The 23647-nt window shown below is 57.1% G+C and carries 13 protein-coding genes; 5 read left to right on the plus strand and 8 right to left on the minus strand.

The features are described from left to right. The first annotated feature begins 22 nt into the window (after positions 1–22). Positions 23–2281 carry a sulfatase-like hydrolase/transferase gene (locus NB063_RS18490; RefSeq protein ID WP_250930240.1) on the plus strand — a complete coding sequence of 753 codons (2259 nt, stop codon included), beginning with the start codon at positions 23–25 and terminating at the stop codon, positions 2279–2281. Positions 2282–2687: 406 nt separating this feature from the next. Here NB063_RS18490 and NB063_RS32290 read toward each other — a convergent pair whose 3' ends face one another. Next, positions 2688–2813, minus strand: coding sequence for a hypothetical protein (locus NB063_RS32290; protein ID WP_261367451.1), 126 nt, complete (start codon positions 2811–2813; stop codon positions 2688–2690). A gap of 628 nt (positions 2814–3441) precedes the next feature. Beyond that, on the minus strand, positions 3442–4593 hold the full coding sequence (locus NB063_RS18495) for a XylR family transcriptional regulator (RefSeq protein ID WP_250930270.1): 1152 nt from the start codon (positions 4591–4593) through the stop codon (positions 3442–3444). A 202-nt stretch (positions 4594–4795) separates the two neighbouring features. Here NB063_RS18495 and NB063_RS18500 point away from each other — a divergent pair, with 202 nt between their 5' ends. From NB063_RS18500 to NB063_RS18515, 4 genes are all read left to right on the plus strand, one after another. Beyond that, positions 4796–6067: a DUF1559 domain-containing protein gene (locus NB063_RS18500; protein ID WP_250930241.1), complete on the plus strand. Its 1272-nt coding sequence runs from the start codon at positions 4796–4798 to the stop codon at positions 6065–6067. A gap of 57 nt (positions 6068–6124) precedes the next feature. Further along, complete coding sequence (locus NB063_RS18505; protein ID WP_250930242.1) at positions 6125–6316, plus strand: hypothetical protein; 192 nt, start codon at positions 6125–6127, stop codon at positions 6314–6316. Positions 6317–6648: 332 nt separating this feature from the next. Then, a complete protein-coding gene (locus tag NB063_RS18510; RefSeq protein WP_250930243.1) occupies positions 6649–7788 on the plus strand; it encodes a Gfo/Idh/MocA family protein in 1140 nt (379 codons plus the stop codon). 458 nt (positions 7789–8246) lie between these two features. After that, positions 8247–12623 (plus strand): PVC-type heme-binding CxxCH protein, encoded by a 4377-nt coding sequence (locus NB063_RS18515; RefSeq protein ID WP_250930244.1) that lies wholly within the window; start codon positions 8247–8249, stop codon positions 12621–12623. 955 nt (positions 12624–13578) lie between these two features. Here the strand turns inward: NB063_RS18515 and NB063_RS18520 are convergent. The 6 genes from NB063_RS18520 to NB063_RS18545 all read right to left on the minus strand — a co-directional run bounded on the left by NB063_RS18520 (position 13579) and on the right by NB063_RS18545 (position 23479). Continuing rightward, positions 13579–14952, minus strand: coding sequence for a Gfo/Idh/MocA family protein (locus NB063_RS18520; RefSeq protein ID WP_250930245.1), 1374 nt, complete (start codon positions 14950–14952; stop codon positions 13579–13581). Positions 14953–15867: 915 nt separating this feature from the next. Continuing rightward, positions 15868–16059 (minus strand): hypothetical protein, encoded by a 192-nt coding sequence (locus tag NB063_RS18525; RefSeq protein ID WP_250930246.1) that lies wholly within the window; start codon positions 16057–16059, stop codon positions 15868–15870. Between the two features lie 65 nt (positions 16060–16124). Beyond that, positions 16125–17360, minus strand: a complete 1236-nt coding sequence (locus tag NB063_RS18530; RefSeq protein ID WP_250930247.1) for a DUF1559 domain-containing protein — start codon at positions 17358–17360, stop codon at positions 16125–16127. A 777-nt stretch (positions 17361–18137) separates the two neighbouring features. Beyond that, a complete protein-coding gene (locus tag NB063_RS18535; protein WP_250930248.1) occupies positions 18138–18347 on the minus strand; it encodes a hypothetical protein in 210 nt (69 codons plus the stop codon). 639 nt (positions 18348–18986) lie between these two features. After that, positions 18987–19481 (minus strand): hypothetical protein, encoded by a 495-nt coding sequence (locus NB063_RS18540; protein WP_250930249.1) that lies wholly within the window; start codon positions 19479–19481, stop codon positions 18987–18989. Next, positions 19481–23479 carry a S1 RNA-binding domain-containing protein gene (locus NB063_RS18545; protein WP_250930250.1) on the minus strand — a complete coding sequence of 1333 codons (3999 nt, stop codon included), beginning with the start codon at positions 23477–23479 and terminating at the stop codon, positions 19481–19483. Before NB063_RS18545 ends, NB063_RS18540 begins: the two co-directional genes overlap by 1 nt. Positions 23480–23647 lie beyond the last annotated feature (168 nt).

The following is a 23647-nucleotide window of genomic DNA, read 5'->3' on the forward strand; positions in this document are numbered from 1 at the left end:
GGCACTTTGAGAATTCGACACCATGAACCCACCCCTTTCGCTGCTGCGTGTCTGCATCATCGGTTTTGCAGCCATTCACTTCGCCGCAGTTTGCTCCGCGGCCGGGCTGAACTTGGCCCCCAAACGTGGCACATCGAACCAGGGCGCCTTTCTGCCGGGCGTCTTCGGTTATCACTACTCGGATCAGGAGATCGAGCGGATCCGGGGGGCTCATTTCACCCGCTTCCGCTACCCCGTCAACGTCGAAACCTGCTTCGACTCTGCCGCACTCGACCGGTTGGCAGCACTGACCGACAGGCTTGGCAACCGTGGCATTGTCTGCATGTGGGATACCAATGAAGCGGGCGAGGTGGATCACGGTAATGGTCGCATCAACGACATCGATAAGTTTACCGAGGCGTGGAAAAGCCTCTATCAGCGATTCAAAGATCGCGATGGACTACGATTCGAAATTTTCAATGAACCGTTCGGATACGAATCGGCGGAAACGTACATCGCGACGATGCGCTCGGTGATTCACGATGCCGGCATCCCGATGGACCGTTGTATCATTGACGGAATCGGCTACGCCGAAGACATCCGCTCGGTCGTCGATGCAGGATGGGAGGGCGCCGTCGCGTATCACTTCTATCCGAACTGGTTGCCAGACGGGCAGCGAACCGCTGAGAACTATTCGAAATTGCTCTTGGACGCTCTCGAGGGAATCGAGAACGAAATCGTGATCACCGAATTTGGGGCCGACCTGTCCAGCTTTGATCCTGGGCGACAAATGCGCCGGCGCCAGCGCCGCCCCGAGGAGCAGCCTGACAAAGATATCGCCGCGTTGGCGGGCATCGAAGACGCGCTCGCCAAGGCGATCGCTCGGGACCAACGCATCACCGAAACCTACCACTGGCACGGTTGGGACAACCATGACTCCTACAGTTTCTGGAACGAGCGAAATGCCCTCGGTGCCGAACGCATCAAGGCCATTCAAAGCTTGACCTCGAAGGTGTCGTCCGATCAGCGTCCTAACATCATTTGGATCATGGCTGAGGACATCAGTACGGAGTTATCGTGCTACGGGCATCCCGCGGTCCAAACACCCAACGCGGATCGTCTCGCCGCCCAAGGAGTCCGTTACACGCATGCGTTTTGCACCGCCCCGTCCTGCACGCCTTCACGCAATGCGATGATCACCGGCGTGTACCAAACCCGCACGAGCACTCAAAATCAACGCACGAAGATCGACCGTTTGCCCGACGGCATCCAGCCGATTACGCACCTGCTGCGCGAGGCGGGTTATTACACGGCCCTGGCGTGTGGGTATTCGGGCAAGACCGACGTGATGTTCCCCGCCCCAAAACTGTTCGACGGGAACGATTGGAGTAAACGAGAAAAGGGACAACCGTTCTTTGCACAAATCACGCTTTATCACTCTCATCGCCAGCCCAAAGGCGTCTGGGAAAAAATTCGCACTCTGTCGAAACACCCGGTCGATCCCGACGCGGTCGAACTGCCGCCCTATTTTCCTGACCACCCCGATTGCCGGAAAGACTGGGCACTGTACCTCGATTCGATTCAACGCAATGACCTCCAGCTCGGTCAAATTCTCGACCGACTTCGCAATGAAGGAATCGAAGACAACACGATCGTGATCTTCATGGGTGATAACGGCCGCTGTCACTTGCGCGGCAAGTGCTGGTGTTATGATCCCGGGCTGCTTGTACCGTTGATCATTCGCGACCCGCGTCCGGACAGTGAAAAACCCGGCAAGGCTGGCACCGTCATCGATGACCTCGTCAGCACGCTGGATATTTCCGCGACCGTTTTGGATCTAGCCGGCGCCGAGATGCCTGATTATCTCGATGGCAAAACGCTGTGGTCCGCAAACCCACACACACGTAGCCATATTTTCGCGGCTCGAGATCTGATCGATGAAGTGTTGGACCCCATCCGCTGCGTGCGCACGCAGCAATACAAGTACATCCGCAACTACGAACCAGAAAACGGATATCGCGAATGCGATTACGTCCGGGCTCATCGCCCCATGCTGCCCGTGATTGAACGTTTGGATGCAGAAGGACGTCTGACGCAAACGCAACAACTGATCCTAAAAACCCGCAAGCCTACCGAAGAATTGTACGACATCGAGGCTGACCCACACGAGATCCATAACCTTGCCGAGTCACCTGATCACCAGAAAACGCTAATCGAATTGCGTGCGTTGCTTGTCGGTTGGATCCAAACGACGCAGGACAAAGGGCTAACACCGCAACAGAGATCGCAGCCAATTCCTTGACGCATTGAGATTGAACTTACATTCGCCGTTAGAAAAACAGGCGTCCGATCAATTTGGGACGCATTCGGAAATAGGTTCGTTGTTAGCAGTGTGACGCGAGCCGCCCAGTGTGTCGCCGGAGGGCTCGCGGGCTGTTGATTGAACGAGCCAACGGCGCTAGCCGCGGGCCTAACGGTGAGGACACAATCATTGGAGGCCCGCAGCTAGCGCTGTCGGCTCACTAGGATTTGCGAAACAACGAAAGCAACAGACCGATCGCGTCCTTGCACTAGAATTGGAAGGGCCAAAGTTGTTTCCGAACATTCCCTTAGCGACGATCCGATTGCCTGTTTTCTTGGGATGGTTGGGCTGCGAAAGATACGTCTCGATCTTGTCCCCATTGCGAACCCGTTCTCCGATTGCGGCATTAAAAATGGATAAGCGGCACGCCATATTCCTCGGCCAATTCGCGAACCTGTTTGGCGTGACGAGCCAGGTTAGTCGTTTCATCGAGGATGTCTTCGTGCGAATCAGGCATGGGCGTGAAAAGCACGACGGGGCGTCTGCCGCTCGGCACTTCTCAATCATCGAACGCCACGCCGCCGATTTTTCAAGACCAATCGCACGATCGTTTAGCGAGTAATCGATGAAAACGACATCGGGTTTTTAAGCCCAAACGTCCTTGTCAAATCTCCCTTCGCCACGCACCGCGGTCTCACCGCCTATCGGCGTGATCGCGATATCGATCGTCGACAGGTGTACTTGTGGCAAAGCTCGCGATGAATCGGCATCGGGTACGACTTTGATCGACGTACCAGTCCCCCTCGCGTGCGTCGCCCGACGGAACCGGATGTCCTTGGAAAACGAATCGGATCAAACGTTTCTTCGGTCATCGCACCTGCATCTCCTGTTTGAGCGTTCCGAATGGGCCATCCATCGCCACGTCCTGCGCCGGTGCATCCGACACGAAAACGGACAACGATACGAGAAGATAAACAAACGTCTTCATGATGGCATGTTGATGGTCTGAGCGGTGATGAACAAGCGAAATTGCGAAGCAACCAAAATCCCCGATGCCATCTACGATTTTGCTTCAATCACAGCCCGTTATTCGTCAACCGCAAACAAGTTACCGACACGTGATCAACCGAAAGCATTTAGAAAAACGTTCGCGATTAGAATCACCCGCGTTCTTTTCGGTATCGTCCCGGCGGAACGTTGGTGGCCCGGCGAAACGTCACGCTCATGTACTCTTCGTTTTGAAACCCTGTCCGTCGCGCGATTTGGGCAAGCGTCAAATCGGTATCAATCAAGTATCGACGGATCGCCTCCACGCGGCGACGGACAATCTCTTGATGAGGCGTGCGCCCGACGATTTCCTTAAACCGTTTTTCTAGGGCGCGACGAGAGAGAGCGACTCGCTCTAAAACATCGTGAACGTCAATCCCGTCGCAAGCCGAGTCGCGGATAAAGCGGACCGCTGCCGCGATGTCGGGATCCTCGATAGCGAGCACGTCCGTGGACTGCCTCGTCGTCACACCGAGCGGTTCGATCAAGTACTCCAAACGATCAATCTCTTTACCGGACATCATCAACTCCAATAACCTCGCCGCCTCTTGTCCGGCACCACTCGCCGCTGGGATCACGCTTGACAACGGTGGAGTGCAGAGTTCACACAATAACTCATCGTTGTCGACGCCAAGCAATGCGACCTCTTCCGGAACGCGTATCTCATGTTGCAAACAGATATCGAGAATCTGTTGCGCCTTGATGTCATAACATGCAAACAATGCAATCGGTTTGGGCAGCGACCGAAGCCAACGAGCCAAACGGGTCCGCTCGCGACTCAACGAAAAACCGGCCTCCGTGTCCGAATGTGAAGAGAACACGCGACACTCATGCCCCGCGTCACGAACCGCTTGGAAATAACCTTCTTCGCGCAGCCGTGACCACTTGTAGTGTGACTCACCACAATACGCATAGTTCTCAAAACCGCGTTCATGAAAATGCTCGAACGCGATCCGTGCGATGCTGCGGTCATTCGTTTCGACAAATGGAATCTCGGGAACAAACCGAGCGGCACTCACATCGACGACCGGCACATCAAGTTTGCGGACAAAGCGCGCAATTTCTTCGGTCTCGATTCTCGCGATCAGACCGTCCCCCTTCCAACCCTTCAACCAATCCGGTGGCAGTGCACCGCGTTGTTGCTCCGGCAGATAGATCGACCAAGATTCATGCGTGCGGGTGTACGCGAGCACTCCCCTAAGCAGGTTCCGTGCATAGGCATTAGACGTCTCAACCAACAATGCAACCGACTTCCGTTTCTTCACTGACACCTCGCGCCGCTTGCAACCTGCCACCAACCGCCCGGTAAAATCGCACACAACTTATGCGCAATATCGCATAGACTGGCAAATTCGCAACCCTACAATTCAATCGTGCGGGAAACAAAACCGCATACGCATTCCCAAGCCCACCCGCCTGGACCGTAAAGCCTCATTTATCCATTCCAATTCTAGCCGAGTGATCGAAATGAAAGACAGAACCATGACTTTAGCGGGAACATTCGTTCCAGCGAAAACTCAAACACGGGTGCCAAACCCGAAACCTCGACCCGCATTCACACTTGTCGAACTACTCGTCGTGATTGCGATTATCGGTGTGCTTGTGGGGTTACTCTTGCCCGCAGTGCAAGCTGCTCGCGAGGCGGCTCGACGAATGAGCTGCAGCAACAACTTCAAGCAAATCGGATTGGGAATCCATAACTACCACTCCGCCTACGACCGTTTGCCGACGCACATGGGCGGCACGTTCTCCTCCGGCGGTGGCACTCACCTCGTGACCAACAACCGTTTATTGAGCTATCTCGTCGGAGTCCTTCCCTTCGTTGAGCAGCAAGCGTTGTGGGAACAAATCTCCAACCCCAACAACAAGAACGCGGACGGAACCGCTCGGACTCCACCATGGTCCGCGATGGGACCGGCCCCCTGGATTCCATCTTACGGCCCATGGGCGACCGATATTCCTACCTTCCGTTGTCCCAGCGACCCGGGCTTTGGTCTTCCTGCCATGGGCCGGACCAACTACGCGGCCTGCATCGGGGACGATGCGATGACCAGCTTCGGCCCCTGGGACCCTTGGACCAATAACCTGCGTTGGAGCACGGTTCTTCAAAACGATGCACGTGCACACTACCGTGGCTTCTTCAAGCCAATGATGGACTCGCGATTCCGTGACATCTTGGATGGATTGGCGAACACGGTCGCTGCTGGCGAGATCAACACCGACCTCGGTGACCATGACATCACCACCATCGCCCTCCGAGCACCTCGCAACTGGTGGAACTTCGTCGACAACCGCAAGGAGTGTGCAGGGGCGATCAGCCAACTCCGCCCGCGATTCTGGGGCGAGAGCATCGTTCAAGTGGCAAGTGGCGATCCAGGCAAGAATCAACTCGATAATCCTGAACGAGCACGCGGCTACATGTGGGCCAATGGCGAGCCGCTTTGGACGAGCGTCATGACGATCAACGCCCCCAACACGGAACTCTGCTCGCTAGGAGGTTCGGGTGCCGAGATGTCAGGTAGCACGAGCAGTCGACACCAAGGCGGTGCCCACGTCCTGATGGGAGACGGTGCGGTGAAGTTCATCACCGATTCGATCGACACCGGTTCCCACAACGGAATGGTTTTCTGGGACCACACTGGTAATCGCCCGACAGTCCCCGGATCCGTCAGCCCGTTTGGAATTTGGGGTGCTCTCGGAACACGTGCCAGCCGCGAAGTCATCGACTTTGACTTCTAACGGGCTCGCTCCTCACAACGCCAAATTCACTTCTACAATCAAACCAGAGACAATTTCATGACCAATCGACTAGCACTGTTGCTGGTGGCCTGCGGACTCGTCGCACCACTCATCGGATGCAGTGAGAAAAAGAACGCGGTGATCTTGGCAACGCCTGAACGAATCGATCGTTGGGAGAATTACGGCCAATCTTCGCAAGAGGAGTACAAAGACCGTGCGAGCGGATCCAAAGCGATTCCCAAATCCTAGCGTTCCATCGCAACATGGATTTGTCGCAAGGCTAAACAAGACCTCGCTCGCCCGAAGTAACGCATTTCACTCGGTCCTCTCACCCGGAGGGCCGAGCAAAACGAGAAGAAAAACAGTGGTCGAATCCAACCCGAACCGCTGCTCAACCGAAAACGTGAAGGCACACCACGATGCTTTCACAACATTCAAACTGCTCGCCCTCACAATGGAGAGCGTTTTACCAACCTCGATGCTCGTCCTAACGGACAGCTTTTTACTGACACGTCGGGCTGAGCGTTGATGTCCGTTCGACAACCTAACTGATAGCAATTTACCAAGCAGGCAGAATACACATGAGCGTTCAACCGGTACGAATGGCGATGATTGGACTCGGGTTCGGCGCCGAATTCATTCCGATCTACCAAGCACACCCGAATGCCGAAGTCGTCGCGGTATGCCGCCGCAACGAAGTCGAGATGAACAAGACGGCGGACCAGTTCGGGATCTCCGGTCGATACACCGAGTTCGAACAAGTGCTCGAAGCCCCCAACGTGGACTGCGTCCACATCAACAGTCCCATCGGTGACCATGCCTGGATGTCGCTGCGGGCATTGGACGCCGGCAAACACGTCATGTGCACCGTCCCGATGGCGACCACAATCGATGAATGTCGCCAAATCGTCGAGAAGGTGCAGGACACCGGTCTGAAATACATGATGGCGGAAACAGTGGTCTACAGCCGCGAGTACTTGTTCATCAAAGATCTGTACGAGCGAGGTGAACTCGGCAAGATTCAGTACCTTGCCGCTTCGCACCCGCAAGACATGGACGGCTGGCCCAGCTATTGGGAGTCGATGATCCCAATGCACTATGCCACGCACGTCGTGAGCCCTTGCCTGGCACTTACCGACGCGCTCGCCGAATCCGTCAGTTGTTTCGGCTCCGGTACCGTCAGCGACGAAATCGCGAGAAAGTCAGGCTGCAGCTTCGCTGTCGAAAGCTGCCACATCAAACTGCACAACAGCGATGTCACTGCTCACATTTGGCGATTCTTGCATGATGTTGCACGGCAATACCGTGAAAGCTTCGACGTCTACGGCACCAAAAAAAGTTTCGAGTGGACGTTGGTCGAAAACGAACCCCACGTCATCCACACCGCGAAGAAACCGGAACACGAAATCGCCGAGAAAATCGAAATCCCGGATTTTGCACACCTTCTTCCCGAACCGATTCAGCGATTCACGTTGCCGGCCGAAATTCACGACTCCAACCACCTGTCATTCCTGCAAGGCGGTGGTCACGGTGGATCCCATCCACACTTAGTACACGAGTTCATCTCGGCCATCTGCGAAGATCGCGACCCAGCCCCCAATGCCGTCACCAGTGCCAACTGGACCTGCGTGGGCATCTGTGCTCATGAGTCTGCGCTGCGAGGCGGCGAACTCGTTCGGCTTCCCGACTTCACACATCAAAACGCATACGCATCGGTGTGACAAGAAAGCAATCGCGCGATCACATAGCCAACGGCACAATCAGTCCGGTCCGTACGATGGATATCCTTGTCCGTCTATAGTGAATTCGTCCAAAACCCACGGATAATACGTCCATCGTACGTTTCCATCTGTAACGTTTCAGTAGTCAATTCGACGCTCTCCGAGACCGAGAATGGCGGGTGTCACCCGTTTGCAGATTCTGTGAGAAACTCAGCTACGTGAGCGGCGAAAACTCCAATACTCTCAATACGTAGCTACGTTCGCCAGAACGTGGTCCATCGTCTGGCGACGGTGGCGACAACAGAAGTCTCAATGTTCTCAACCCCATCCGTTGCCCACGAATCCCTCGCGAACGCGTCGGTTTGCGAAAGGTCTTACCGGCAAAATTGAGATTTGTGTCGCGTCCCACCACATCCAGCCCACACCCAAACTCGTTCGATACTCTGACCCTATCCATCATGAATCGACTACGTCGTTTAATCGCTCATACCGCGGCACTCGCGATTTTGTGCGTTTGCATTCCTTTGGCTCACGCTACTGAGATCCACGCTCTCTTCCTCGGTGACAATGGGCATCATCAGCCCAAGGCTCGGTTCAATGAATTGCAACCGATCCTGCAAGATCGCGGCATCGAGTTGACCTATACGGACACGATGTCCGACATCACGCTGGAAAACCTCAAAAGGTACGATGCTCTGCTTCTCTTCGCCAATATCGATGAGATAGCGGCGTCCAACGAAGCCGCATTGCTCGAGTACGTTTCATCAGGCGGTGGTTTTGTTCCGCTGCACAGTGCCAGCTATTGCTTTCGAAACTCTCCCAAACTAATCGCTCTCATGGGCGGCCAGTTTCAACGACATGGAACCGGTGTGTTTCGAGGTCAAGTTGCCGAACCGAATCATGAGCTCATGAGAGGCTTCAGCGGCTTCTCAAGCTGGGATGAAACCTACGTGCATCACCGGCACAACGATGCCGACCGAATCGTACTGGAGTACCGCGTCGACGAAGAAGGTCGCGAACCATACACCTGGATCCGAACGCAAGGCCAAGGCCGCGTTTTCTACACCGCGTGGGGCCATGACTCCAAAACGTGGGCCAACCCGGGTTTTCAAAACCTCGTCGAACGTGGCATTCGCTGGGCTGCAGGTGACGATCCTCAAAATGCGGGCCCGTACCGAGAACGCGCCGAGTTCCCCGTTCCAGAGATGACCAACCTTCCTGCGGATCTCAAACCGTTTGAGTACGTCGACGTGGGGAGAGAAATTCCAAACTACACCCCATCGGACCGCTGGGGTGTGCAGGGCGAGCCAATGAACTTGATGCAAGAGCCACTGGAACCCGAAGAATCGATGAAGCACTTTGTCGTTCCCCGAGGATTTCATGTCGAACTTTTCGCGTCGGAACCGGATCTCGGTGGAAAACCGATTTGTATGGCCTGGGACGAACGCGGTCGACTCTGGGTTGCCGAAACGATTGACTATCCCAACGAACTGCAACCACCTGGCAAAGGTCGTGACCGCATTCGGATTTGTGAAGACACCGACAAAGACGGCAAGGCTGACAAGTTCACCGTCTTTGCAGAAGATTTAAGCATTCCGACCAGCATCACGTTTTACCGTGGCGGAGCGATCATCCAAAACGCGGTCGAAACTCTCTACCTCAAAGACAACGATGGCGATGACCGGGCCGACCAGCGAACCGTCCTCTTCTCCAACTGGCAACTGGGCGACACGCACGGCGGCGTCAGCAATTTCCAGTACGGACTCGATAACTGGATTTGGGCGATGCAGGGCTACAACGACTCACAACCTGTCGCCAACGGCGAAAGCCAACAACGCTTCCGAATGGGTTTCTTCCGCATGCAACCCGACGGCAGCAAGATCGAATTCATTCGTTCGACCAACAACAACACCTGGGGACTGGGAATCAGCGAAGAAGGCTTGATTTTTGGCTCCACCGCCAACGGGAACCCCAGCATCTTCATGCCGATCGCAAACCGATACTACGAACACGTCCGCGGCTGGGCCACGTCGCTAACGCTGTCCTCCATCGCCGACACCAATGACTTCGATCCGATCACGGACAAGGTTCGGCAAGTCGATCATCATGGTGGATACACTGCCGCCGCGGGTCATGCCCTCTACACCGGCCGCGCGTATCCTCAAGAATATTGGAACCGGGTTGCTTTCGTGAACGGGCCGACCGGGCACCTCGTCGGATCCTTCATTCTCAGCGACAAGGGCAGCGATTTCCATTCGACCAGCCCGTTCAATCTCCTGGCTAGCGACGACGAATGGTCAGCTCCGATCATGGCGGAAGTCGGCCCCGATGGACAAGTTTGGGTGATCGATTGGTACAACTACATCGTCCAACACAACCCAACACCGGAAGGCTTTCAAACCGGCAAAGGCAAAGCCTACGAATCAAAGCTACGCGACAAAAAGCACGGCCGCATCTACCGAGTGGTCGCCGATGATACCAAAAACTCCTCGTATCCTGATCTTGGAGAGGCCTCCCCTGCCGAACTCGTTGCCGCACTCACCGACCCAACCATGTTGGTCCGCAAACACGCGCAACGTCTCCTCGTCGAGAGCGGCAACCAGGATGTTCTCTCGTCACTGATCTCTTTAATCGAAGACGATTCCGTCGACGCGATCGGCCTCAACGTGGGTGCCATCCACGCTCTGTGGACGCTACATGGACTCGGGTTGCTCGACGGCAGCAACGAACGGGCGACACAAGCCGCAATCTTCGCACTGAAGCACCCGTCGGCCGGTGTCCGCCGCAACGCGGCACAGGTACTGCCGCCAACGACCGCTTCGGTGCAATCACTTTTGTCCGCCAAATTACATCGCGACCCAAACGCACACGTTCGCCTTGCCGCGACTTTGGCGTTGGCGGACCTACCCGCCTGTTCGCCGAGCGGCGAAGCATTGCTTGAAATGCTCGCAAATCACGCCAACATGCAAGACCGTTGGATTCCCGATGCGATCACGAGTGCGGCGGCCCACAACAGCAGTTACTTCCTCGAGTCACTGGCTTCGGTCAAAGCCTTGCCCACCGCCAGCATCCCGATCATCACACGTGTCGCCGAGCACCACGCCCGCGGGCAAGACAACGACAACCTCGCGCAAATCGTCGCTGGGCTGGGCAATGTCGATCCAAAGGTCGTTGCAGCGGTGATCCAAGGTTTGCAGGCCGGTTGGAAAGGCAAGTCTGCCGTCACGCTGACGTCCGCGATCGAAGCCGACCTCAAGAAGGTTTTCGATCATGCGGATACAGGCACCCGCGCAACCTTAACCAAACTCGCGATCGCTTGGGGCAGCGAAACATTCGACGGCCACGCCAAGCAACTCTGCGCGGAGCTACTGTCGACGGTTCGAGATGAAGACGCGACGGATGTGGACCGCGTGAAGGCGGCGGAGCAGCTGATTGCGTTTCGTCCCGAAGACGAAGACGCTGCCGTGGACTTGCTCGACGAAGTCAGTCCACGCATTTCGACGCAGCTCGCCAGTGGTTTGCTAGGTGCACTCGAGGCAAGCCGCTGGAACGGTGTGGGAAGCGAAATCGTGTCGCGTCTGGGAACATTGACTCCGTCGCTCAAGCAAGCCGCGTTGTCTCAATTGTTGAAACGCCCCGCATCGACGATGGCGTTGCTCGAAGCCGCACAGGAAGGCGAGATTTCGCTAAACGAACTGGCTCTCGACCAACGCCAGGCGTTGTCCAACCACCCCGACCCGAAGGTGAAAGAGCTCGCCGCGGAATTGCTCGCCAAAGGTGGCTCACTCCCCAACGCTGATCGTCAACGAGTCCTCGACAGCTACATGGTGAGCACCGAAATGACTGGCGACGCCGTTCGCGGTAAAGCGATCTTCCTCGAACACTGCTCGAAGTGCCACGTTCACGGCAGCGTCGGTACCGAAGTGGGGCCCAACCTAACGGGAATGGCCGTTCACCCGAAAAAAGAATTACTGACGCATATCTTGGACCCCAGTCGCAGTGTGGAAGGCAACTTCCGAGCCTACACCGTGCTCACCGTCGACGGACTCGTCATCAACGGCATGCTGGCCTCGGAATCCAAAACGTCGATCGAACTATTCGACACTGCTGGCAAGCGACAGGGCGTGTTACGCGAGGACATTGAAGAACTCGTAATGTCACGGCAATCCATCATGCCCGAAGGTTTTGAAAATACCATTCCACTACAAGGCATGACCGACCTGTTGGAATTTCTAACCGCCAAAGGTCAATACGTACCGATCCCGCTCGGTCCCTTCGCCACCGCGATCAGCACCCAACCGTTATTCGGTGGTCCCGACAACGGCCCCGATCGTCTGGTGTTCGCCGACTGGAAGATCAAGATGCATCGCGGCATCCCATTCCAATTGGTCGATCCTCAAGGCAAAACCAAACCCAACATTATCTTGCTGCATGGCCCCCACGGACCGCTGCCTCCCAAGATGCCAAAGTCGGTGTCGTTGCCGTGCAACTCACCCATCAAAGCAATCCACCTCTTGAGCGGTGTCGGCGGCTGGAGCTATCCCGCGAACCGCCGTCAAACCGTTTCGATGATCGTCCGCCTCCGCTATCACGATGGCATGGTGGAAGATCACGAGTTGATGAACGGAGTCCATTTCGCGGACTACATCCGCCGCGTTGATGTTCCCCAAAGTGAATTCGCGTTCGCGTTGGGCGAGCAGCAAATTCGCTACCTCTCGATCATCCCGAACTCCACCAACGAACTCGAAACGATCGAACTGGTAAAAGGCGACGACAGCTCCGCCCCCATCGTGATGGCAGTCACCATCGAATCTCACAACGCTCCGGTCCACTAGCGATTTGCCAGCATTCCAAGTCAGTACGACACCGGACGGGTTGGCGACACCGGACGGCTTGCGCCGTTCCGCTATGTCTTTATGCGCGCGTCCTACGGTTCCGCCAATCCCAAAGTTGAGGTTAGAGAAAGCATTGGTGCCAAGCCGGTAGGCAGAAATAATTGGGCAAAAGTTAAAGAGCCATTTGGGCGTTCGCCTGGACTGCGACATCATTGCGAAAACGTGGATATACAAGGCGCCAGTATTGGCTCCATTCCTAGTCGCGATAGCGACGGCAGGTAAAAGCCCCGGACGCGAGTCCGGGGTCGACGTCACCACCCGCATACGCCAAGTCGCGAAGCGATGACAGATGCCGCTCCCGGTGGTTCATTCGTGCGCACTCGTGTTTCGTGTCGTCGCGTTGCGACTTGCTGCGCTTTTTTTCCCAAACCACGGACTCACGTCCGTGGCTTTTACATGTCGTCACTATCGTGACTAACCATTCGCGAAACCCTGGATCCAGCTAAACGGAAAAGATATAGCCGAACGTCTTGCCCATAACGAATTTCTGGCAGTCTGGCGATAGCTTTGGTTGAACGTAGGAACCGTGGTTAGCATCAAATGACAGATATACCGAGAAACTCCAGCCTATCTGCGTATGCCAGCATTCCAACTCGGTGTGGGAACGGACGGGTTGCGACTCTCACGTAGCAGAGTCTTTCCGAGACTCCTAAAGCGGGCAGCGTCCGCAATTCTCGGTCTCGGGGGACGTCGATTGTATTACTAAACGACTTCAAAAGTAGCAGAACGGCAGGAGCCGTCCGGTAACGCGGGACCGGACGGCTCCCGCCGTTCCGCTAAACAGAGCACTAAAACAATCGACGTCCCGAGAGACCGAGCGACTTGGAAAACGACGCTGTTCAGCGAGGAACGAGAATCTCGCAACCTCGCTTGGACTTTGCAACGACGTCTTTGCTTAGACGCCTTCGATCTCGTACCCCTCGCGGCTTTCGCGTGAGATGAACGAGCTGGCTTCTTCGTCTCCAATGATTTCGCGTTTGTCTGGATCCCAGTTCAGTTCGCGGCCCAGGCGAATCGAAATGTTTGCTAGGTGACAGGTTTCCAGCATGCGGTTGTGAGACCAGACATCGGAAATCGGCTGCGTGCGATCCCGCATCGCTTGGATGAAGTTGTCCGTGTGGTTTTTGGCAACCGGACCACCGTAAACCTCTTCGATCGCTCCCTCGGGAAGCGGATTCGACGCGAGGTCTTCGACCGGCTTGCCGACGATTTTGCCGCGATTGACGAAGAAGCGGCCTTTCGTGCCTTCGAACATGATTCCGTTGTCACCCTCGCTCGTGATCACCAACGGAATGTCGCCAGGCATGTTGCACAGGATTTCGAACTTGGTTGGCACGTTGTACCGATCATCGACAGTCGGATAGCCATCCTTGTATTCGACGGGCAGAGAATAACTGACAGGTGTGATCTTATTTGGTCCGGTTTTGTCCGCACCCAACGCCCATGTCGCAATGTCCACATGGTGGGCTCCCCAGTCGTTCATCTGTCCGCCGGAATACTCAAACCAGTTTCGCCACGCATAGTGACAGTTGGTATAACGCGGCACGCCTCCCCCGTAGCCCTTTCTGATCTCCGGAAGTGCACGATAAGGTGCTTTGGGAGCCGGCCCGAGCCAGAAATCCCAATCCAGACCTTCGGGGACGTCAACCGCCGGGATTACATCTGAACTATCGGAACCGCCGATCCCACAGGTGACTTTTTGAATGTCGCCGATACGTCCTTCTCGAACCATTGCGACTGCTTGCAGGAACCTACCCTTGTACTCGGATCGCTGCATCGTACCGACTTGGAACACGCGTCCCGTTTGTTTGACGATTTTTTCGATCAGCTTTCCTTCGCCGATCGTCAACGTCAGTGGTTTTTCACAGTAGACGTCCTTACCCGCCAGCATCGCTTCCACCGCGATCTTGGTATGCCAGTGATCGGGAGTGGCGATCATGACCGCATCAATGTCTTTGCGATCAAGGATTTTGCGGTAGTCGGAATACCCCTCAGGTGCTTTCCCTTGAGTTTTGGTCGCTCGTTCGATGTTTTGTCCCAGCACCTTGGCGTCCACGTCAGCAAACGCGGCGAAGTCGGCGAACTGAAAGGACTTACTCGTGATCGTCCAACCTTGGTTTCTAAGGCCGATCGTGGCAAAGACCGGACGTTCGTTGGGGGAGGTATCGCCGAACGAAGCCTGCGAGAGCGGAAAAGCAAAACCGGCGGCACCGATGCTGGCAGTGGCCTGAAGAAATCTTCGACGAGAAGGACGTTGGAACACAGTCACGGGAAACCTCAAAACGGTAAGGGGAAAGCAGGGAAGCAGGGTGGGATTCAACGAGCGTTAAACTGGTACCGATACACAGTAATGCGTATCCATTCTAACGTGCCATATACCCAGTGGGGGATGCGACACATCGACCTCGCTGTATTAGATCAGATTGAGACTGGGAGGACAGGATAATCACTTCGCCGATCTGCAGAATCGGGCACGCCCCACAAAGGGTGAAAACGAAGAGACTACGCATCCTGGCGGGAAACACTTCGCATCCTGGCAGGGAACCCTGTTCTTGGCTGGCGGGGCCGCTCGCTCCAGTGGCAACTCCCGCTTCCTCTCGCCTGCTGCGTTGCTGCCTTGGCCCAACCGGTTCGCCGCACAAGAATTGAGTCCGCCCACCTTTTCGACATCCCGTTCGACCTCCCGAACGAGCGGATCCTGTGGCATCCGTTTGAACCGCACCTGACGACCGCACGACGCCACCCGCTAATAAACGTCAGGGCGTCCCAATGACAGACCGCACCGCAACCGTACTTTGGCAGGACGATTGGTGAACACTTATTCGGGCCCGGCGAATATCCAAGAAGCCGCGGCGTGTTTCGCTCTGCGCGATGAATCGCCGACAACGAGTGCACGACGTCGGCTGCGGGCTGTCTCCCCATTCTGGTCAAGAGGAAACGCTAGAAAGCCCACAGTGTGGGCCACGTAGGACTGGCGATCGGAAAGGAACTTCATTTGTCGCAAAACAAGCAATCCCACCCCATGCCGCCCTAACCCAGAGGGCGATCACGCGCGAATCAACTCACGCGATCGTCCCTTGAAGAAAAGACGCAACGCTAGGATCTCGCCCACCCACGACCGTGGGCAGGCTGAAAATTCACGTCACGGATGATACCAATGCGTTCGATAGAGAGACGCGATCGACTACTCATCCATCTCGTCGGCACGGCCCACTGCCTGTGCATTCAGTTCTTCATCCGAGATAACCATCTCAGGATGCTCTTCAAGATAGGCTTTCATTTCGTCGCGTTCGACCGGGACGGTCGGCTCCTCCGACCCGCAACCGGTGACCGAGAGAACGACAAAAACCACGATGAGAGAAATAGAACTTCGCATAAGATTGAACCGGATGAGAGAAAAGAAAGTCAATTGGCAGTACGTCAAACACACAAGCGATATCACTAAAAGTCCGAAATGACTTCGCTTGAGGCACGAGTTCCGAGAGCCCCCCAGAGGCCGTACGGGCTCTGGGAACCCGGTACCGACAAAGGATCGTCGTGAGCAGCGTGAACACCTACCTGACCGCGTCCTCCATCGCCGGCTTCGATCGAATCGGTGACAAACTTGACTGCACCATCACCCATCAGCACATGCACTCCGCCTTGGTGGCGACTGCTCGGTGGGGCAACCACGATCGAGTAATAGAAATTGTTACCGCAGAGCTCAGCGTTGGGTGGGAGGATCGTTAGCATCTGGGTGAAAATGGGAAGCAATGAAGCCCACTTCATCCCGCGTTGTTGATCGCCGCTGCCCCTCAGGGCGTTGGGGGCAGGGGTGTCGGACCAAAACAGAGGACGCTCTGGATCCAAGCTGACCCGGCACGCCAAATTGCCACCCTTGTTGAGGATGTTGTTGACTTTATTGTCGGCCAGGTGCGTCCGTTTATCATGATCACCCAGATCCGTCGCAATTTCACCTGCGAAGATGGTGTTCGACAGGCCATCGAGAACATCGCGAAATTTCGAGTCCAATTGGACTGCGAAGGCCCCGCGCTGAGAGGCTCGCACTCGCTCGGTCATCGGTGGCGAACCACCGCTCTGTGGGATACCCGTCAGACGATTCAGCGCGCCACCAAATCCGGTGTCACACGAGTCGCCGGTGCACATCGCATAGTTCGTACGACCAGGTGCCGGGAGACCAACACCAGGATCACTGGGGCATCGCAGTGTGGGGATGTTCGTCAACCAGGGATCGTAATAACCCCAGTTCAGGTGCGCTGAAAGCGGCATGCCGGGCCACGGCCCCATCGCGTTGTAAGTTCGAACGCCACCGGAATCATCGGTCGTTTGGTACGGATTGCTGATCTGTTCCCATAACGCCTGTTGTTCAAAGAACGGGGTGAGTGCAACAAGAGCTGACCGCTCAAGACGGTTGTTCCCCCTCCTGCCGCTCTCGTGGCGACCAGCGTGGGTGCCCTTCGTGCCGCCACCATGAGTGGGAAGTTGTCTGTAGGTGGAATGGTAATTGTGAATCGACAGTCCAATCTGCTTGAAATTATTGCTGCAGCTCATCCGACGAGCCGCTTCACGGGCCGCTTGCACGGCCGGCAATAGGAGTCCCACAAGTACTCCAATAATGGCAATCACAACTAGTAGTTCTACCAGTGTGAACCCAACACGCTTCTGCAATTTCTTCATTGCATTCCCTTTCGATAAGTAAAGATAGACGAGTCACCAAAGCCGATGGCTGTTGATGATCAAAACGAGAGCGTTGCGAAAGGGTTACCCGGCGTCTGGCGTGGGGGGGACATGAGCCGGCTTTCAACAACACCGGACAAGTCTAAAAGTTCTGACAGAAAGACGATTGGTCATATAGGTTGCCGATGTACAAATATGCGCACAACCACATTTTTACGGTGCGCCACGCTGCCGCAGGCGTCAGGGAATGTGGCGTACAACAACATTCCATGCGGAAAACGCGGTGGCAGTGAACCCCCGAACAGTGCTGGCAGGTAAAAAAAATAACCATTGGAGGCGTGATCCAGGAGAATCGACTCCAGATTCAAGCAGGTAGGCAGGAGTCACTGGGCAGCATCCGATTAGCCGTCAGCCTCGACTGCTGATGCTTTGTTAAGTCGTGTAATTGAAGGCCTCGCAAGATCTGCTCCGCTTCTTAGTCGCGATTACGACGACAGCTGCTGTTGCCGGTGGCTGCATTCGCGCGCACGTATTTCCGGTCGTCGTGTTGCGACTTGCTGCGCTTTCTTTTCCCAACCACGGACTCACGGCCGTGGCGATGGCATGCCGTCACTTGGGTGGTCGATTCAATTACTGCGGGATTTCAAATATGGCGAAACGGCGCAAGCCGTGCGGCGAAAACCGCACTACAACCACTGCTGTCCCCGTTTTTTGCCTTTGACTACCCGCGGAAGAACGCAACGACCTCGCTGCTCCAAGCTAGCCGATGAATGGTTTTCAGTTTGATAACGCGATCAAGATTGGAATCCCGATGAGACACAGCGTCTGAAACGCCATGAGAAACCAGTAAGGTCCAGGTTGTTTGCGGCGATCGACTAACGCATTTTCACCGGAAATCCCAGCAACTGCAAAGCCGGTCCAGAGCTGCAAAAAGTACGTGACAATGGCGGACACCGCGAGCAAGATCGGAACGACTGTTTCAAGCATTGGTTACAGCAAAGCCAGGCACCCGGACAGATGCTTCGGGAAACGGAGTTGAGGGAAGAGCGTCGCAGTCACAATTATATTGCAATCGATTGCGAGATGCCGGGAGAAAAGAAGCACGCCAAAGCTTACCAAAAAACGGTGCCACCGTCCGCGATGGCAACTGATCAACATCCGATGTTCGTCACTGATGGAGGATGCACCTCGCTGGCCGGGCGAGGCACACAACCGTACGACAACCAGTTCTTGCACCGGAGGACCGCAGGCGAACACCGAACCCGACCGCGTCGCGAATGGCTAGACGAATAGCACCACCTTTCACGTAGCTCGGTCTCTCGGGACATTGATTGAAATACTGCGGGATTTCAAATGCCGCGGAACGGCGCAGGGCATCTGGTACCGCGGGACCGGACGGCTTGCGCCGTTCCGCTAATAACAGCACAAAAACAATTCATGTCCCCGAGACCGAGTCCACCGTCTGGCGACGGCGGCTACCGCAACGTAAAAACCCACCCTCTGGCGATGATACGGACTTGCTGTACGCGGGTCTGGCGAAACGTCATACGGCACGAGCGTGATGCCGGCGGCGAGCATCTTGGGCCCGAAGTGGGCTGGGCCTCTTGGTGCGGCGAAGCAGCTTGATTAGATGCTGCTTTTCGCCGCGTAGAGCTCGGCGTACTCGATCGCCCAGGTATCGATCAGTTGCGCGAATTCGTCTGGGTCGACGTCGGCGATTTTGGCGTAGAACGATCGATTAAAGATCTCTCGGTTGAGCACCGTGCCTTTGCCTTTGAGATCCAGGACACGTAGATCGCTGTAGGGGCGGATCGCGATTTCGAGTCGGCTGTACAGGTTGCTGCGCCTACCGGCATCGAGCCGCAAGTCGTCTCGATAGCAAGCTTCGCCCCAGCCGTCTTCGCCGAACAACGACTCAGTGCGGAAGCCGGGGAAGTGATCGGCCACGCGATGCACGGCCTTTTCGATCTTCTCTGACAACGACAAACGATACGAAGCGTGCAGTCGCTTGAGATCCTCTTCGCTGAGTTCCTTACGACGCTCTTCGGATGCTTGATACTCCGCCCGGCGACGACCGCGTTCGATCGCTGATTCCAACCGCGAGTCGAAATCGTCACTCATCACGCATTCTCCTCGGTCGATGGTCCGGCGTCTCCTGAAACAACCGCGGACTCGGCGACCGGTTGGGCTGGCTTGTCATCCGAAGGCGACTGAACCGGCTCTGGCTTCGATTCGGGTTGCGATTCCGCCACGGGTGCGGCTTCGGCTTTGGGTGCCTCTGGCTTCTTTTCCGCGGGCTTCTTCTCGGCAGGCTTGGCTTTGTCCTTGTTGAACAACTGCATCAGATCGCCGAACGATCGCAGCGGTTCTTTGCCTTCTTGCATCGCATCGGAAAGCGGTGCCGAATCGGGTTCCTTACCGACGACTTCGTAGACTTCGGGACGTCGTGGGCCGCGTCCGCGTTGTTGATCGCGACCACCGCCGGATCGGCCGCGTCCGCCGTCACGACCGCCACCGCCTCGGTTGTCGCGACGTTGCCCGCCACCACCGGATCGCGATCGATCGCCCTGGCCTTTTCCGGCCGCCGCAGGTGCGCCGCCGGCATTTCCGCCACGACCTCTGGGAGCTCCACCGGCCTCACGGCCAGCAGGCGCCGCAGCACCGCCGCGTCCGCGAGGAGCGCCGCCGCGGTTTGCACCGCGTGGGCCGCGTGATTCATTGCGATGAGCTTGCAACTCGGCTTCGCGTTGCGGTGAAATCGCACTGAGCCCGACGCGTCGACGCTTGCTGTCGATGCCGGTCACCCAAGCGGTCACGACGTCGCCGACCTGAACGGCTTCGTGAAGGTCTTCGATGAAGCCGTCCGAAATTCGGCTGACGTGAATCAGGCCGCTGCACTCGGGAGTCAGTTCGACGAAGACGCCGAACGGCATCACGCCGACCACGACGCCGATCACTTGATCGCCTTCTTTCAGTTCGCTCAACGCCGGCATGGTCGTCATCACCGCTGGAGCGGGTCCGTCGACGGTGCCTTCACCAAACGGTTCGCACAACCAATTGACGATCTGCTGCGAGCGACGCACACCGACTTGCCATTCTTTGATCAGTTTATCGACCTTGGCACGCTCTGGTTTCGGCTGGCGGAATGGCTCCGGTACCGTTGGTCCCTGGGCGGCGGGTTGTGCCGCGGCTGCTTCTTCGCCGGGGGCATCAGTCGCCTCGCCTGCAGGCGTTTCGGTTTCGTCAGATGCCGTCGGAGACTCGGCTGCGGCTTCAGCAGCTTCTTCGCTGGCGACTGGCTCTTCCGTGGCAACGGGTTCTTCGGTGGCGGCTTCCGCGGTGACCTCTTCGGTCGCAGCCTCGTCCGTGGGTGCGGGCGTCGCTGCGAGTGCTGCCGATTGTTCGGTCGCATCGGATTCGCCGGTTGCGGCCGCGTCCGCGGGTCCGAACGCGGAACCATCCTCACCGGAGCTTTCGGTGTCGCTCGGATCCGCGGTCGCTTTGGCTTCTTCGATCGGATCGGTGACGGTCGGTTTCGGTTCGCTGTAGTCCGGGAACTCGTAGCCAGGAGGCGACGCAGGCGGCAGTTCGATCTCGAGTGCTTTCGCCAACCGTTTCGCTAACGCGTAATCGTCGGGGTGGATCAACGTTCCATCGAGGGTCTCTTCGCTGCCGAAGACTCGCAAGAATGGCAACGCTTGACGGGTGTGAATCGGCGATGCCCACTCAGCCCGCTCGAGCAAATCGTTGCGGGAGCTGATCAGTTTTTCGCGTCGTTCGGTATCGATCTTAGCGGCCGTTTGGGCGGTCATGCCGGGCAAACGCTCCAACCACGATGCGGTCGTTGAGTTGACATCGACGCCACCGCGAGCGGCACCACTGACGAGCACGTCTTCGAGAGCGTCCAAGACGGCTTGGTCGGAAAGCTCACGTTGGAACGATCCCAAGCGAAGCTTCAGCGGATCAACCTTCACCATCGCTTGGGAAGGTTGCAGGGTTGAGAACGCGATCCATGCCGCCGAACGAAAACGTCGCGGCGTTGATCGCATTTCTTGGTCGCCCGCCGAACTGCCCGCGTACGCGTCGGCACCACTGCGATCAGCCAACGTCCAGCGAACCGATTGGTCAGCCGACTGTTTGATCAATTCACCGACCGCGATCATGCAAGCACGACGTGCCGGTCCGTTACTGATCACGATCAGGTCGACGTGATACTGATGAATCAGCTCGCCCATCTTGGTCACCGCGAGGGTTCGCATCGCGGCTGACAATTGGCAAGGGATGTCTTCGTTGTGCAACACGCGACCGTCGGCGGCGACGATCGAAGTCGCTGCGGTGCGTGGGCCGATGGCGTCGATCGACATCACGACTTTGGCTTCCACGCCACCACGGTTGATTTGGCGATGCAGGTTATCAGCGGCGATCGCGACCAAACGTGCAGACGCTTGCTCTTGAATCTCGTCCCACCAAGCACTCTCGGCGGCATCGCGAAGAGCCGCTTCGTTGGCCAAAACGATGGCGGCGAGGCGGTCGCTGAAATGTCGGTTGAGGTTCGCGGCTGCTTTCTGGACTTCGGCGACGAGCTGTGCCGCGTCGTAATCGAAAGCACACGTGGCGACTTGACTCCGCAGAGCGCGGCTCAACATCACGACTTGGAAAGCACTCAGCTTGTTCGCCGGCATGCGTTTCCCCGCAAGCGGCTTGAGCGTGCTGACCAACCAGCGACGGCGGCGTTGACGTGGCGAAACCTTTTTCTTCTTCGCCGGCTTGGCCGGGGCCGCTTTCTTCTCGACCGACTCGGCAGCGACGGGCTCGAACGCGATCTCAGGCTTGGCTTCGGCAGCAGCGGGAGTGGACTCCGCGGTGGCTTCCGCAGGCGCGGTCACGTCAGCGGCAGACGGGTCTTTGGTTTCGGCGGTTGCGGAAGGTTCGGCCGCAGCATCCACGGCGACAGGAGTTTCAGTCGATTGTTCTGACGCAACAGTCTCCACCGCGGGTGCAGCTTCGTCTGCGGGAGCTTCTGCCGCAGGGGCTTCAGCAACGGGGGATTCAGCAACGGGGGATTCAGCGGCAGGGGTATCCGACGGAGCGGTTTCGGGGGCGGGCGTTTCAGCGGCCAGCGTCTTCGCCACCGCCGATTCTGACGCGGCTTCCGCGTTCTCGGTCGCGGGAGTCCCATCAGCCGACGGGGCACCTTCAGCGACCGGGGCACCTTCAGTCGCAGGGACGTTTTCGGTTGCCGCAGCGGCAACAACATCCCCAGCGGCTTCGGGAGCAGCTTCGCCGGCGGTTGCGGCCGCGTCTTCGCTCACCGCGGGAGCCGCCTTCTTGCCCTTCTTTTTCTTTTTCTTACTCGGTTTCACCGACGCTTCTTCATCCTCGTCGCTGCCGCCGTGGGGATCGGTGACTTCGAGGATGTGAATTTTGGCGTGGCGGGACAACCATCGCACCGCGGCACCCATGATCCGCGGGTCACCACTCATCCGCTTGGCCAACGCGTCGTCCAGTTTGGCGAGCGCGGACTCGACCGACGAGGTGGCCGGCGTGGGGGTTTCGGGGGCAGGGGTTTCTGTGTCTGGTGTTTCCCCGGTGGCTTCCGCATTCTCGGGCGTGGCCGGTTCTACGGGCGCCGGTTCTACGGGCGCCGGTTCTACGGGCGCCGGTTCCGCGGGGGTGGCGACCGCGGCGGACTGCATCAACGTACCGGCGAGAGCTTCGAGATCGGAACCGTCGCCCTTCACAGGGCTCATGATTCGGACGGCGAGCCGCTGCGTCAAATTGCCTGATTCACCCGACTCTGTTTTCACCCGGCGACTGAGGCGATCGAGCAAGCGACGCGATTTCGCTCCGGAAATGGCTCTACCGATCGCGGGATCGGCGAGCTGGGTCGACTCCCACGCGGCATGCAATTGCTCGCGGTATTCATCGAGCCGTTGCTGCGTCCGCACCGCGTGCGAGAGAGCCCACAGACTCGATTCGTCGAGCCCACCGAGTTCGTCGCGCCGGTATCGGGCGAGAAACGGAGGCGTGTAGCCTTGCTCGATCAACGGCAGGGCCAAACGTAAACTCGAAACCTCGCAACGCCCGCGTTGGGCGATTGCGTCCAGATCAACGTTCATCAGATGTTCGGTCGCTTTACTAACTTTGGGGGGACGACTCGAGAGTCAAACGGTCGTCCACGAAACACGCGAAAGTGGTTATATGATCGAGCGGTCGCCGTCGCTTGGGTGTCCCGATCGCAGCCGGCACGCATTCTAAAAGATGGAATGCGTGACCAACCCAATCGA

The sequence above is a fragment of the Aporhodopirellula aestuarii genome (assembly GCF_023701485.1).
Lineage (GTDB): Bacteria > Planctomycetota > Planctomycetia > Pirellulales > Pirellulaceae > Rhodopirellula > Rhodopirellula aestuarii.